Origin of the sequence: Streptomyces sp. NPDC056296 (assembly GCF_042268605.1) — a bacterium.
GTDB lineage: Bacteria > Actinomycetota > Actinomycetes > Streptomycetales > Streptomycetaceae > Streptomyces.
Window position 1 is genome coordinate 134,199 of sequence record NZ_JBHJRX010000008.1, and the last position, 13,421, is coordinate 147,619.

Annotated in this window: 15 protein-coding genes, 1 pseudogene and 1 riboswitch; of the genes and pseudogenes, 6 read left to right on the top strand and 10 right to left on the bottom strand. The window is 72.1% G+C overall.

The window, feature by feature from the left end; translation table 11 throughout:
• Positions 1–19 precede the first annotated feature (19 nt).
• The 3 genes and pseudogenes from ACFCZF_RS08045 to ACFCZF_RS08055 all read right to left on the bottom strand — a co-directional run.
• The gene (locus tag ACFCZF_RS08045) at positions 20–961 is read right to left on the bottom strand and encodes an asparagine synthetase B family protein (RefSeq protein ID WP_376670930.1); all 942 of its coding nucleotides are present in this window, start codon (positions 959–961) and stop codon (positions 20–22) included.
• Positions 874–1,455, bottom strand: coding sequence for an asparagine synthase-related protein (locus tag ACFCZF_RS08050; protein WP_376670931.1), 582 nt, complete (start codon positions 1,453–1,455; stop codon positions 874–876). The genes ACFCZF_RS08045 and ACFCZF_RS08050 overlap by 88 nt, the downstream gene beginning before the upstream one ends.
• An 11-nt stretch (positions 1,456–1,466) precedes the next feature.
• A pseudogene (locus ACFCZF_RS08055) lies at positions 1,467–1,862 on the bottom strand (AfsA-related hotdog domain-containing protein); the annotation flags it as partial.
• 161 nt (positions 1,863–2,023) lie between these two features.
• Between ACFCZF_RS08055 and ACFCZF_RS08060 the strand changes: the two are divergent.
• From ACFCZF_RS08060 to ACFCZF_RS08070, 3 genes are all read left to right on the top strand, one after another.
• Entirely contained in the window at positions 2,024–2,611 is a 588-nt protein-coding gene (locus ACFCZF_RS08060; RefSeq protein ID WP_376670932.1) for a ScbR family autoregulator-binding transcription factor, read from the top strand.
• Positions 2,608–3,549: an NAD-dependent epimerase/dehydratase family protein gene (locus ACFCZF_RS08065; protein WP_376670933.1), complete on the top strand. Its 942-nt coding sequence runs from the start codon at positions 2,608–2,610 to the stop codon at positions 3,547–3,549. The genes ACFCZF_RS08060 and ACFCZF_RS08065 overlap by 4 nt, the downstream gene beginning before the upstream one ends.
• Before the next feature lie 107 nt (positions 3,550–3,656).
• On the top strand, positions 3,657–4,235 hold the full coding sequence (locus ACFCZF_RS08070; RefSeq protein WP_376670934.1) for a dihydrofolate reductase family protein: 579 nt from the start codon (positions 3,657–3,659) through the stop codon (positions 4,233–4,235).
• A gap of 10 nt (positions 4,236–4,245) precedes the next feature.
• On the opposite strand, the gene ACFCZF_RS08075 is transcribed toward ACFCZF_RS08070, so the two are convergent.
• On the bottom strand, positions 4,246–5,178 hold the full coding sequence (locus tag ACFCZF_RS08075; protein ID WP_376670935.1) for a MerR family transcriptional regulator: 933 nt from the start codon (positions 5,176–5,178) through the stop codon (positions 4,246–4,248).
• Positions 5,179–5,434: 256 nt separating this feature from the next.
• Here ACFCZF_RS08075 and ACFCZF_RS08080 point away from each other — a divergent pair, with 256 nt between their 5' ends.
• The 3 genes from ACFCZF_RS08080 to ACFCZF_RS08090 all read left to right on the top strand — a co-directional run bounded on the left by ACFCZF_RS08080 (position 5,435) and on the right by ACFCZF_RS08090 (position 7,854).
• Positions 5,435–5,512, top strand: coding sequence for a 50S ribosomal protein bL37 (locus ACFCZF_RS08080; RefSeq protein WP_370443954.1), 78 nt, complete (start codon positions 5,435–5,437; stop codon positions 5,510–5,512).
• Positions 5,513–5,629: 117 nt separating this feature from the next.
• Positions 5,630–7,000 carry an APC family permease gene (locus ACFCZF_RS08085; protein WP_376670936.1) on the top strand — a complete coding sequence of 457 codons (1,371 nt, stop codon included), beginning with the start codon at positions 5,630–5,632 and terminating at the stop codon, positions 6,998–7,000.
• 197 nt (positions 7,001–7,197) lie between these two features.
• Positions 7,198–7,854 (top strand): TetR/AcrR family transcriptional regulator, encoded by a 657-nt coding sequence (locus tag ACFCZF_RS08090; protein ID WP_376670937.1) that lies wholly within the window; start codon positions 7,198–7,200, stop codon positions 7,852–7,854.
• Between the two features lie 579 nt (positions 7,855–8,433).
• On the opposite strand, the gene ACFCZF_RS08095 is transcribed toward ACFCZF_RS08090, so the two are convergent.
• From ACFCZF_RS08095 to ACFCZF_RS08120, 6 genes are all read right to left on the bottom strand, one after another.
• Positions 8,434–9,270, bottom strand: coding sequence for an ATP-binding cassette domain-containing protein (locus ACFCZF_RS08095; protein WP_376670976.1), 837 nt, complete (start codon positions 9,268–9,270; stop codon positions 8,434–8,436).
• Positions 9,271–9,290: 20 nt separating this feature from the next.
• Positions 9,291–10,037, bottom strand: a complete 747-nt coding sequence (cbiQ, locus tag ACFCZF_RS08100) for a cobalt ECF transporter T component CbiQ (RefSeq protein WP_376670938.1) — start codon at positions 10,035–10,037, stop codon at positions 9,291–9,293.
• Positions 10,038–10,376: an energy-coupling factor ABC transporter substrate-binding protein gene (locus ACFCZF_RS08105; RefSeq protein WP_375913997.1), complete on the bottom strand. Its 339-nt coding sequence runs from the start codon at positions 10,374–10,376 to the stop codon at positions 10,038–10,040.
• Entirely contained in the window at positions 10,373–11,080 is a 708-nt protein-coding gene (locus ACFCZF_RS08110; protein ID WP_376670939.1) for an energy-coupling factor ABC transporter permease, read from the bottom strand. Before ACFCZF_RS08110 ends, ACFCZF_RS08105 begins: the two co-directional genes overlap by 4 nt.
• A 29-nt stretch (positions 11,081–11,109) precedes the next feature.
• Positions 11,110–11,294: riboswitch (cobalamin riboswitch) on the bottom strand.
• A 104-nt stretch (positions 11,295–11,398) separates the two neighbouring features.
• Positions 11,399–11,872 (bottom strand): potassium channel family protein, encoded by a 474-nt coding sequence (locus ACFCZF_RS08115; protein WP_376670977.1) that lies wholly within the window; start codon positions 11,870–11,872, stop codon positions 11,399–11,401.
• A gap of 89 nt (positions 11,873–11,961) precedes the next feature.
• Positions 11,962–13,296 (bottom strand): chloride channel protein, encoded by a 1,335-nt coding sequence (locus ACFCZF_RS08120; RefSeq protein ID WP_376670940.1) that lies wholly within the window; start codon positions 13,294–13,296, stop codon positions 11,962–11,964.
• Between the last annotated feature and the right edge of the window lie 125 nt (positions 13,297–13,421).

Consider the following 13,421-nt stretch of genomic DNA (forward strand, 5'->3'; position numbering starts at 1 on the left):
CGGCAGGCGGAGCCTCAGGTCAGAGGGTCAGTTCGATGTCGTAGGCGGAGAGCCAGGAGTTGAGTCCCAGCGCCATCTCCAGACCCGAACGGTCGTACTGCGCGCTCATGTCCCCGACCGGACGGTCCAGCAGGGCCTTGGTCGCGGCGTTGTCGAGCAGCGGCAGCACCGGGGACGAGGAGTCGGCGAGCACCTCGTGGAGGGACGCGCGCAGGCCGAGCTCGTACGCCGGGTCCTGGGTGGTCGGGTAGGGGCTCTTCACCCGCTGCACGATCGACTCGGGCAGGAGGTCCTTGGTGGCGGCGCGCAGCAGGCTCTTCTCGCGTCCGTCGAACGACTTCATCTCCCAGGGGGTGTTGAAGACGTACTCGACGAGCCGGTGGTCGCAGAACGGGACGCGCACCTCCAGGCCGACCGCCATGCTCATGCGGTCCTTGCGGTCCAGGAGCGTCTGCACGAAGCGGGTGAGGTTCACGTAACTCATCTGCCGCATACGGCGGTTGACGGCGTCCTCGCCGGTCAGCTCGGGCGTCTCCGAGATCGCCTGCGCGTAGCTGTCCCTGAGGAAGCCCGGCATGTCCAGCTTCTGGATGAGACCGGGGTCGAACAGCGACTTGCCGTCGAAGTACTTGCCCGTCGCGGAGGTCAGCCAGGGGAACGTGTCCGCGCCGACCGCCTCGTTGTCGAAGAACCACCGGTAGCCGCCGAACACCTCGTCGGCGGACTCGCCGGAGAGCGCGACGGTGGAGCGTTCCCTGACCGACTGGAAGAGGCGGTACAGGGAGGGCCACATGTCGCCCCAGTACGCGGGCGGCAGGTCCAGTGCCTGGAGGACCTTGGCCCGCAGCGCGGGGTCCGCCAGCTCGCTGCTGTTCATGATGATCTCGCTGTGATCCGCGCCCACGTGCTTGACCAGGTCGTGCACGAACGGGGTGTCGGAGGAGCCGCGCACCGGGTCCACGACGAACTCCGCGCCGTGCTCCTCGAAGTCGACCGAGAAGGAGCGGACGGGGCCCTCGCCCCGGCCCGCGAGGCCAGCGCGGTGATCACGGAGGAGTCCAGGCCGCCCGAGAGCAGCGAGCACAGCGGCACGTCCGAGACGGTCTGGCGCTCGACGATGTCCTCGAGCAGGCCCCGGACCGTGTCCACCGTCGTCGCCAGGTCGTCGGTGTGCTCGCGGGCCTCCAGCGCCCAGTACGTGCGCTTCGTCAGGCCCGAGCGGTCGACCCGCACCAACTGGCCGGGACGCACCTCGTTCATGCCGCTGAAGATCCCCTGCTCGGGGGTCTTCACCATCTCCAGAACCTCGCGCAGACCGTCCTGGCCGACCCGGCGGGGCACCGAGGGGTGGGCGAGAAGGGCCTTGGGCTCCGACCCGAACACCACGCCGTCGGCGGTGGGGAAGTAGTAGAGCGGCTTGACGCCCGGACGCCGCCCCGCGTGACGGTCACCCACATCGACAGCGCGGTGGGGCGGCTGCCGCGGTAGGTGATGTCGTAGCACCGCACGTGCAGCTCGACGTCCGGTCCGCTCACGGGAGCGTCGGCGGTTTCGAGCATCAGGTAGGAGAACCGCTCCCAGATGAGCTGGTCGCCGAGCGGCACCCCGTACGCGGCGTGGCACAGCAGGGGGAACGTCTGCCGGATCGTCTCGGAGAGGAGCAGCGGGTCGAGGGTGTCCGCCACCCGGTAGAACGGGTGGGCGTCCGGCCACAGCGCGTCTATTCGGAATTGGTCCTCGCCGAACCCGGTCCAGCTCCTGAGGTAGACCTCGGAGGCATTCGTTTTGTGGACGTAGTGCTGTGGCACCCGGCCACTGACGGGCTCGGCGATGCAGTTGCCGACAGTTTCGTGTGGGGGCACGAGATCCGTTCTCCTCCGTTGGGGTTCTCATCGCCGCAGTAGTTGAGCGATGTCTGATCACCAAATAACATAGAGATCGATCTGTTTCTTGTCGAGAGAGCTTGGTGATCTTGAACGTGACTCGGAGCACACAGGAGCGCGCGGTTCGTACCCGGAGAGCGTTGATCTGCGCCGCGGCCGAAGTCTTCGACGAGGCCGGCTACTCAGGCGCGGGCGTCACCCGCATCCTGGAGAAGGCGGGGCTGACCCATGGCGCGATGTACTTCCACTTCAAGTCGAAGGAGGACCTCGCCCGCGCAGTGATGCTGGAACAGGCTTCCGACCTGAACCTGCCCGAAGCACCCCAGGGCCTCCAGCAGTTGGTGGACGTGACGCGCATGCTGGCGGTCGAGTTGCAGCACAACAGGATGCTCCGTGCGGGGGTCCGGCTGGCGGTGGACCCGGGCGGCCCGGCCCGCCACGACGACTCGATCTACGCCTGGTGGGCCGAGCTGTTCGAAAGAGAGCTACGTGTCGCCCGAGACACGGGTGAACTGCGCCCGGAGGTCGACGAGAAGGACTTCGCCCGGACGCTGGTGGGGGCGTTCACCGGCACCCAGGTGATGTCCGAGATCACCACGGGTCGCGCCGACCTCACGGAGCGCGTCACCGCCCTGTGGCGCTACCTCCTGCCCGCCCTCGCCCCACCCGACGTCCAGGCCCGCCTCACCCTCGACGGCGCCCTCGCGAGCAGGGGGAAGCACTCGTGAATCCGGTACGCGTCGTGCTGACCGGCGCCACCGGATTCGTGGGGAGCCGGACCGTCGGAGAACTTCTGGAACACCCCGGGGTCGAGCTGCGCCTGGTGGGCCGCACCAGGCCGGCCGGCACCGCCGACGCCCGCGTGCGCTGGACGCCGGCGGACCTCACCGATCCCGCGTCGTTGCGCGGAGTGTGCCGCGACGCCGATGTCGTGGTGCACCTCGCCTCGCTCGTCTCCGGTACGTCCGAACAGTGCCGGAAGGTGAACGAGGAGGGCACGGCCGCCCTGGTGCAGGACGCGACCGCCGCAGGCGTCCGGCGCCTCGTGCACCTCTCCACCTCCGCGGTCTACGGGGCAGGCCCGCACTCCGGCCAGGACGTCGAGGACCTGGTGCCCGCCCCGGTCTCGGCCGCGAGCACCACACGGCTCGCCGGCGAACAACACACGCTCCGGGCCGGTGGTCTCGTCCTGCGCGCCGGACTGGTGCTCGGTGCCGGTGACCGCTGGGTGGTCCCGGCGCTCGCCCGGCTCCTGGCATCCGTCCCCTACCGCTGGGCCGGAGGCGACGCCGAGCTCTCTCTCGTGGACGTGTCGGATCTCGTTCGCCTGATCGCACGCGCCACGCTGGCACCCCTCGTTCCCGGGCCCCAGGTCGTCCACGCCAGCCACCCCCGGCCGGTACGTGTCGGCGACCTCATGGAGACCCTCGCGGAACTCAAGGTCCTCCCGCCCTGGCCCAGCGAAGCACGTACCTGGGACGAGTGCCTGGAACTCTTCGCGGCCGACCCGGGCGGCCTGAGCGCCCGCCAGTTCCACCTGCTGGCCCAGGACCACTGGTACCGGAGCGACTCCATCTGGCGGCGCGCCGCGTGCGACCCCGGCCCCGGCCCACTGGCACGGCTGGCAGGGGCGGCGGAGTGGTACCGAGGCTTTCTCGTCGAATGACCTCGTGAGGCGACTCGGTCCGGGAACCCCGCGAGCCGCGATGGTTTCGCGGTGTTCGGCGGTCGTACTGTCGACCTGCCACCGAGGATGGCTGAGGAGGGCTTCCGATGCGCAGCGTGACCTATTCGATGAGCGTCTCACTGGACGGCTACATCGTCGGGCCGGACGGTGACTTCGACTGGACGGCACCGGGCGACGACGTCTTTCGCTTCTGGATCGACGAGATCCGAGAGGTCGGCGTCCACCTGTTGGGACGACGGCTGTACGAGACGATGCTGTACTGGGAGACCGCCGACCAGGATCCGTCGCTCGACGACGCCGGGCGCGAATGGGCCGCGCTCTGGAATCCGCTCCCGAAGGTGGTGTTCTCCACCACCCTGTCGGCGGTGCGGGGCAATGCCCGCCTGGCTTCCGGTGGTCTGGCGGAGGAGATCGAGCGGTTGCGGGCCGAGCCGGGGGAGGGCGACATCGCGATCGGAGGCGCGGTGCTCGCAGCCGAGGCGGCCGCGTCGGGTCTGATCGACGAGTACCGGACCATCGTCTACCCGGTGCTGGTCGGCGGTGGCATTCCGTACTTCCCCCGGCACGATCGCCGGGTGGATCTCGAACTCGTCGAGACCCGCACCTTCAACTCGAGAGTCGTCTACCTCCGCCACCGCGTGGCGGGCAGGTCGCCGAATTCTTAGTGGCGCGCGGTCAGCGATTCCTCCGCAAGGCCTGGACGAGCCAGGGATACACGGGGATCAGGTTCGGTACGACCTGCCAGTCGTTGACGATCCACACCAGCCGCCAGTACTCATCCACGCGAGGGTCGTGCGCCACTTCGAACTGCTGGGCCATCCAGTCCCGGAATTCCTCGTCAGGGGCGCGGGTGAACACCTCCGCGAAGCGCCGCACGAGATCGTCGACGACGGGTACGGCCTCATCGCTGAGCGGGTCGATGCCGACGGTCCTGGTCTCGGCGAGTCTCCGACGGGTGAACTCCATCAGTTCGTCACCGGCTTCGGTCTCGATGCCGAGCGTGAGTCCATTGGCCTGGTGGCCGGCCACCCGGCGCATGCGGGCCCGGAAGTCGTCGTCGCCGATCATCTCGGCGAGCTCCACCCAGGCGGCGACCTGCTCGGTGGATGGTTCGTCCGGCAGGTCAGGAGTGGCTGCGCGGACCATGGCCGCCGCATTCGGGTCGGCGTTCTCCGTGCCGAACGTGCCGTCGATGAAATCGTCGATCAGACGGCGGCGCTCCTCGCCGGACAGTTGCGTGAGCCTGTGCATGAGCTTGGTCTCCTTGTGACTGGATCCGGACTTGGCCGCGGCTCGCAGGACGCTCCGACGCAGTTGCAGCGTCTGGATCTGGACGTCCAGGGCATCGGCATGCGCCGAGGCGACTTCCGCCACCGAGAGTTCACGGTTCAGTACCCGTTGGATCGTGGGGAGGTCGATCCCCAACTCGCGCAGTGTGCGCACGAGTTCCAGACGAAACAACGCGTCGAGGTCGTAGAGCCGGTATCCGGCGGGGGTGCGACCGGTCGGCGCGACCACGTTCGCGTCGGAGTAGAACCGGATCGTCTTCACCGACAAACCGGTGCGCCGGGAGAGTTCCCCGATCGAGTAGAGAGTCGTGCCGTCCATGTCTCCTACTCTGATGTCTCCATTTACTGGAGAGTCAAGGCGTCGGGGGAGGGGCGGGGAGCCGCAGGTCCGGTTGTCGCGGGCGCGGCCGCACCAGGCCGCTTGGGACCCCCGACTTCACAGCCGTGACATGAGCCACCCGTGTGCATCTCGCGCCGGGGTGTTTGCCACCGCGTCGACGGGAAAGGGGCTCTGTGATCCACCACCGCGACAAACCGGTGGATAGTACGTGAAAGCCAAGGGAGAGGAGAGTTCGATGTCCTCGAAGCGACGTCGTAAGAAGAAGGCCCGCCGCAAGAACGGCGCGAACCACGGCAGCCGTCCGCAGAGCTGAAGGCGGCGCGTCGACGCATCGGGTGGGTGGCACATGCCACCCACCCGAGCGCTTTCCCGGCGCGGTGAGCGGAAAGATCATGGCGTGTTTCCCGTACTGCGGGAAACCTGAGACGCCATGGCGAGACTCGGAAAGCAACGGCCCGCGGACCCGCAGGACGGCCCGGCGCTCAAGCGCGCGCTGACCACACCGTTGCTGTACTTCTTCATCCTGGGCGACGTGCTCGGCGCCGGGGTCTACGTCCTGGTGGGGCAGGTGGCCGCCGACGCCGGGGGAGCGGTGTGGGTGCCGCTGGTCGTCGCCCTGCTGCTGGCGATGCTGACCGCCGCCTCCTACGCCGAGCTGGCCACGAAGTACCCGCGGGCGGGCGGCGCCTCCCACTACACCACCCGCGCCTTCGGGCCGTTCGCCGGCTTCGTCGCGGGCTTCTGCATGCTCGCCGCCGGCATCGTCTCCGTGGCCGCGCTCGCCCGCGGGTTCGGGGGCGACTACCTCTCCGCCTTCGTGACGCTCCCGGTCGGGCTTGTCGCCGTGCTGTTCCTCGCCCTGCTCGCGCTGGTCAACGCGCGGGGCATCAAGGAGTCGACCCGCGCCAACGTCGCCGCCACCGTCGTCGAGGTCGCCGGGCTCCTCGTCATCGTCGCCCTCGGCGGCTGGCTGCTGCTGCGCGGCGACGGCGACGTGGCGCGGCTCGGGCAGCTCGGCACGCCGGAGAAGGGGGCCGCGGCGGCCGTACTGAGCGGGTCCGTACTGGCGTACTACTCCTTCGTCGGGTTCGAGACGTCCGTGAACGTCGCCGAGGAGACCCGCGACCCCCGGCGCTCCTACCCACGCGCCCTGTTCGGGGCCCTCGCCACCGCGGGCGCCGTGTACGTGCTGGTGGGCCTCGCCGCGTCCGTGGCCGTGCCGACCGCCCGGCTGGCCGGGTCGAGCGGGCCGCTGCTGGAGGTCGTCGAGGCGGCCGGCGGCGTCCCGACCCGGCTGTTCAGCGCCATCGCGCTCGTCGCCGTGGCGAACGGCGCGCTGCTCACCGGCATCATGTCCTCCCGCCTGGCCTACGGCATGGCCCGGGACGGGCTGCTGCCCGCCGCGCTGACCAAGGTGCTGCCCGGCCGCCGCACACCGTGGGCCGCGATCGCGGTCACGACCCTGCTGTCGATGCTCCTGGCGCTCACCGGCAGTGTCGCCACCCTCGCGTCCACCCTGGTCCTGCTGCTGCTCGTGGTCTTCCTCATGGTCAACACGGCCGTACTCGTGCTGCGCCGCGATCCGGGCGAGGCCGACCACTTCCGTGCTCCGACCGTGCTCCCCGTGCTCGGCGCCCTGTCCTGCGTGGCGCTCGCCACGCAGATCGAGGCCGAGGTGTGGCTGCGCGGGCTGCTGGTCGTGGCGGTGGGGACGGTGCTCGCCGCGCTCGCGGCCGCACGGCGGGGGTCCAGGGGTGCGGACGGTTCGGGCGGAAGCGACCCGGGGGCGGGTAACCGGTAGCGCACGGTTCGGACTGGGGGGCGGGGGGCGCCCCGGGCGCGGGCAACCGGTAGCGGAGCCGACGACCGCGCGGTCGTCGGCCACGAGAGTGTCACTGCGGCGCGCGGGACGGCACGCCACCGGTCGGGCCGGGCCCGGGGGCCCCGTGCCAGAATGGACGCCCCAGCAGCCCCACTTTCCCGCCCCAGAGGTTCCCCGTGACCAAGTCCGTCGCCCGTGAGCCGCAGCGACGCAACGCGCGGTCCAACCGGGCGCGCATCCTGGCCACGGCCCGCCGTGAACTGGGGCGGAACCCGGAAACCACCCTTGAGGAACTGGCCCGTGCCGCCGGTGTCGTACGGCGGACCCTGTTCGGCCACTTCCCGGGGCGCGCGGCGCTGCTGGAGGCCCTCGCCGAGGAGGCGTCCGAGGTACTGCGGAGCGCGATGGCCGCCGGGGCGGAGCGGATCGGGCCGGCCGAGCCGGCCGAGCGTGCGCTCGCGCACTTCGTGCTGCTGATGTGGCCCGTGGGCGACCGCTACCGGATGCTGCTGGCGCTGGCCCGGCACGACCTGGGCGTGGAGCGCGTGGCCGAGATCCTGGCCCCGGCCCGCGCCGAGGTCACCGCCATCCTGGAGCGGGGGCAACGGGACGGCGTCTTCCCCGGCCACCTGCCGCCCGCCGTGCTGAGCGCCGGGCTGGAGGCGATGACGGTCGCGCTGCTGGAGCAGGTCAACACCGGCGCGCTGGAGGACGACGGCACCCGCGTCGCGGCCGCCCAGCTCATCGCGGCCGGCGTACCGGAGGAGCGGGCCCGGGCGGTGGTCGCGGACGTGGCCCCGACGGCGACCGCGGCGGACGCCGCGGACGAGTGAGCCGCGGCCCGTATCCCCGTACGGGCCGCCGCCCACACAGCAGGTGCCTTTCCGGCGCCGCGCCGAGCACACCGGCCGGCACGGCGATGTGGCAGACGCCCGCCCCCGGCCGCAGACGAGCATCCGCGGCGGGCCTGCCACGGGCCGGGGCGAGGCTCGCGCTCGCCCCTAACCATTCCGAGGCTTGCGCTCACCCGTACCGGTCCGAGGGTCGCGCTCACCCTCTCGGGTCCGTGGCTTGCGCTCACTCCTACCGGTCCGAGGGGCGCGCTCACCCTCTCGGGTCCGAGGCTTGCGCTCACTCCTACCGGTCCGAGGGTCGCGCTCACCCTCTCGGGTCCGTGGCTTGCGCTCACTCCTACCGGTCCGAGGGTCGCGCTCACCCTCTCGGGTCCGAGGCTTGCGCTCACCCGTACCGGTCCGAGGGTCGCGCTCACCCCCTCGGGTCCGAGGACCGCGCTCACCCCCTCCGGTTCAAGGCTACGGTGGAGGGCGAAAGCGAGGGCGAGGGCTGGACGAGGGCTGGGCGAGGGCGATGAGCGTGTCGTAGTGGGCGAGTCGCCCCGCCCGGCAACTCCGTCAGTCGGTCAGGGCGGCCAGTTCCTCCGCCGTACGGGGGCCCGCCGCCGAGTCCGTCAACAGGCCCTGCGCGCGCAGCAGCCGGGCCGCCGCGACGCCCCACGGCAGACGCAGCCCGGCCTGCCGCAACAGCTCGGCGCGGGCCAGCGTCGCGGCCGTCGGGCCGGTGTGCACGCCGGCCGGGGTGAGCAGGGCGGCGTCGTCGGACCAGCGCAGGGCGAGGTCGACGTCGTGGGTGGCCATCACCACGGTGGTGCCGCCCGCGCGGAGCCGGTCCAGGGTGGCGAGCAGCCGCTCCTGGCCGTCCGGGTCGAGCCCGGCGGTCGGCTCGTCGAGGATCAGCACCCGGGGCCGCATCGCGACGGCCCCGGCGATCGCGGTCCGCTTGCGCTGCCCGTAGGACAGCAGGTGGGTGGGCCGGTCGGCGAGTGCGGCGATGTCCAGCGCGGTGAGCGACTCCTCGACCCGGGAGCGGACCTCCGCGTCGGACAGGCCCAGGTTCAGCGGCCCGAAGGACACGTCCTGTGCCACCGACGCCGCGAACAGCTGGTCGTCCGGGTCCTGCACCACCAGCTGCACCGTGGTCCGCAGCCGGGTCAGTCCCTTGCGGCCGTACGTCACCGGCTCCCCGTCGACCGTCAACGTCCCCGCGCGCGGCCTCAGTCCGCCGCTGAGCAGCCGCATCAGCGTGGTCTTGCCGCTGCCGTTGCGGCCCAGCAGCGCGAGCGCACGCCCCTCGCGCACCGCGAAGTCCAGGCCGGCGAGCACGTCCGGGCCCTCCTCGTACGCGAAGGACACGCCCCGCAGGGCGACCAGGGACGACGCGGCCGACTCCATCCTCTCGATCGTCTCGCTCACTACAGCGGCCTCTCCAGTACGAGGGTGAGGGCGGCCAGCGCCGCCAGCAGCGCGACGCTCGCCGCCGTGAAGGGCACGGAGACGCGGGCCTCGGGCACCAGGACGCGCAGGGTGCCGTCGTAGCCGCGCCCGGCGAGCCCCGACTGGAGCCGCGCCGCCCGGTCGAAGGCCCGCACGAACGCCGTGGCGCCGAGCCCGCCGAGCGAACGCCAGGCGGCGGCCCGGGTGGTGTGGCCCAGCCGCGCGGCCTGCGCCTCCCGCACCCGGCGCACGGAGTCCAGCAGCAGGAAGCTCATGCGGTACGTCACCAGCGCCACGTCGACCACCGGCGCGGGCACGCCGGCCCGCACCAGACGGGGCAGCAGGTCGGACATCGGTGTGGTGAACGCGAAGAGCAGCACCCCGAGGGAGGCCGCCGAGGTGCGCAGCAGCAGCTCACCGGCGCGCACCGGCCCGCCGTCCGCCGCCGTCAGGAACCCGTCCGGGCCCCCGACCTGCACCAGCAGCGGCAGCGCCCCGGTCACGCAGAAGCCCAGCGGCACGCGGTACGCCCGCCACAGCCGGCGCCCGGGCACACCCGCCGGGCCGAGCAGCACGGCGAGCGCCGTCACCAGCACCAGCGCCGCGCCCGGCCAGGGCGGCAGCGAGATCGCGAGCACGGTCAGCCCCAGCCCGAGCACGGCCTTGTCCACGGGATGGCGGCGGCGCCAGCGACTGCTGTGCGCCGCCGCGTCGATCGGCAGCACTCAGTCCCCTTCGGGGACGCCCCGCGGCGCCGCGGCAGCCCGCTCCTCGCCCTGCCGCCGGCCCCGACGCAGCCCGAAGTAGTAGGCCAGCACGCCCGCGCCGATCGCGGCCTGCACGGCGAACAGCGCCGACTCGATCTCCCCGGACGGCGGCTCGTACAGCGGTGAGAACCACGGCTCGTAGTCCGGCTCGATCTCCGTGATCGCCGTCTCCGCCTCGGCGTCGGCACCGGCGAACGGCTCCTCCTTGTGGTCGCCGAGACCCAGGACCAGCGGCAGCACCGCGAGCGCGGCCACGGCGAGCAGCAGCAGGGCGTTGATCTTCGCGTTGCGGCTCATCGGGCCACCGCCTCCGGCTCGTCGGTGCTGGTCTTGCCGGCCTTGGTCAACAGCACGCCCAGCCGGGTCAGTTCGCCCTTGCTGGACTGCACCAGCAGCCGCATCACGATGACCGTGAGCAGGCCCTCGCTCACCGCGAGCGGGATCTGCGTGACGGCGAAGATGGACCCGAACTTGCCGAGCGCGCCCAGGAACCCGCTGCTCGGGTCCGGGAACGCCAGCGCCAGCTGCACGCTGGTGACGCAGTAGGTCGACAGGTCGGCGACGAACGCCCCGAAGAACACCGCGACCATCAGCGGCACGTCGTAGCGGCGCAGCAGCCGGTAGACGGCGTAGCCGGCCCACGGGCCCACGATCGCCATCGAGAAGACGTTGGCGCCGAGCGTGGTAAGCCCGCCGTGCGCCAGCAGCAGCGCCTGGAAGAGCAGGGTGATGGTGCCCAGCACCGCCATGATCGGCGGACGGAAGAGAATGGCACCCAGACCGGTGCCGGTCGGGTGTGAGCAACTGCCGGTGACGGACGGCAGTTTCAGGGCAGACAGAACGAACGTGAAGGCTCCGGAGGCACCGAGGAGCAAGGTGCTCTCCGGGTGCTCCCTGACCTCACGGGTGAGTGACCGTACTCCGTGGACGACGAACGGCGCGGACGCGACACCCCAGGCGATCGCGTGCGCCGGTGGCAGAAAGCCCTCGGCTATGTGCATGGCTCAGCAGACCCTCTCCAGCACCTCGTGGATGGACGACGCGCCTTGGCCGGTCTCCTGGCTTACGGGTACCACCGCCCGTGCTCCGCCTTCCCGGGTCCTAGAACCCAGTGGCTGCCTGTTGGGGCCGGAGCCGGACTTCCCGATTCACAGTGGCGAGGGCCGCACCGGCATCACACCGGATTTCCCGTTCACCAAGGCGTGGCGACAGTAGTGCTCCCACAGGGGTGGTGACAAGCGGGCCTCCGGTCCGGCCGGTCCGGCGAACAGGCCCCGGGGCTGCGGAAACAGCCGCCGGCGCCGCGCCTTCGGCCGCCGTCAGTCGGGCCGGTCCCGCTCGGTGCGCCGGACCACCATGGCGCGTGCCCGTGTGCTCAGCGCGGTCGCGGCGGCGGTGAGGAACACGAAGCTGTAGGCGATCTGCAGAACGGTCACGACCCGCGCGGCCTGGCCCCGCGGGGTGATGTCCCCGTAGCCGACGGTGGCGAGTGTCACCACGGTGAAGTACAGCGCGTCGACGCGGGTGCGCAGGCCCGTGAACTCGCCCGGCTGCTTGGCGAGGGCGTAGTAGGTGGCCGAGAAGACGTGCACGGACAGGATGATCAGCAGGGGGATGACCACACCGGGCCGGGTCTCCGGGCGGTCGATGAGGACGTGGCGGATCTGGCGGAGCAGCAGCACGGCCACGAAGGTCAGCAACAGGGCGAACAGCAGCCAGCTCAGTACCGGACGCCCGGGGCCGAGATGGTCGAGGGGGAGGAGGAAGTAGGCCACGACCGTGCCCACCACGATGCCGGCCCGCGCGAGCCAGGGCCGGGCCGTGCGCCAGGCGGTACGCCATCGGGCGCCGTCCGTCCGCGCGGTGGTGGCCCGGCGCTCCGTCACCGTGCCGTCTCCGGCGCCGCCTTCGGCGGTTCCGCTCCCGCGCCCGGTTCTGTCCGGCGTACCAGCTGGGTGACGACGAAGGCGACCACCGACGCGGTGACGATCAGCGGCATCTGGTCGTACGCGTCCCCGCCCACCAGCAGCACCGCCAGCACCGCGCTGGCCAGCGGCAGCCCGGTCACCGCGGCCGCCGCGGCGGAGATGCCGAGGGCGAGGGCCGGGGTCGCGCCGAAGCCGGGCAGGCCGGAGCAGGCCATGGCCGTCGCCGTGCCCAGCAGTACGGCCGGGAAGATCGGGCCGCCGCGCAGACTGCCCAGCGCGATGCCCCAGGCCAGCCCCTTGCAGGCGACGAGCGCGACCAGCGCGCCCACCGACCAGGCGTGCGGGTGCGCGGCGAGCTGGGCGAGGGTCGCCTGACCGGACAGCGCCGCCTCCGCCGGGGAACGGCCGGTGATCAGGGCGTACGCGGTGAGGCAGACGCCGACCGCCGTGGCGCAGGCGACGGTGCGCAGGGCCGTGCGGTGCCGCGTCCAGGAGACGGTCCGGTGGCCCAGCTCGCGGGCCAGCGTGATCAGCACCGCGATCAGCGCCGCCGTCGGCACGCCCCACAAAAAGTCGCCCGCGTCCGGGTTGGCGCCCGGCGGCACGTCGTGCAGGGCCAGCGCGCCGATCTTCAGGCCGGTCCACTCCCCGAATCCGGTGAAGACCAGGGCGCCCGCCGCGCTGGCCAGCAGACAGGGCAGCAGCAGGGCGACCAGCTGGGCGCCGCCGAGCCCTGCCCCCTCGATGAGCAGGACGGCCGCGACCACCGGCCCGCCGAGGATGGTGGAGATCGCGGCGGTGGAGCCGGCCGTGGCCAGGATCGCGCGCGCCCTCGGGTCTCCCGCCGCCCCCGCCCGCCGCACCGCCAGCAGGGCGAGCCCGCTGCCGACGGCCATCAGCGGGGCCTCCGGGCCCAGCACCACGCCGAGCGGCAGCGTGGCGAGCGCCGCCAGGACGGCGCCGGGCAGCGCGCGGGGGCCGACGGGCGCGCCGCCCAGCCCGTTCACCGGCAGATGGCCGCCGCCGCCCGGCATCCGGGTCACGATCGGCGCCAGGATCAGCCCGGCGAGCACCAGGGCGGGCAGCGGCCACCACCAGGGCGGGGCGTCGTACCCGGCGGCCTCGGGCAGCGACGACCACACCCAGTGCTGGAACTCGTGCTGGAGGCCGACGAAGAAGAAACAGGCCAGCGCGATGGGAACGCCCAGCAGCACGCACAGCAGCAACAGCCGCAGATAGCCGGGGCTGAGCAGGGTGCGCCGCAGGGACTGCTCGGCCCGGGCCGGCACCGCGTTTCGCCGGGGCGGGCTGAGTCGTCACGGGCCCTCCTGGTCCGACGGTCCGTCTGGTCCGACGGTCCGTCGCGCGCGTTCGCAGGTGCGCTTCAGTAAACGCGAGTGTGCGCTTCAGTAAA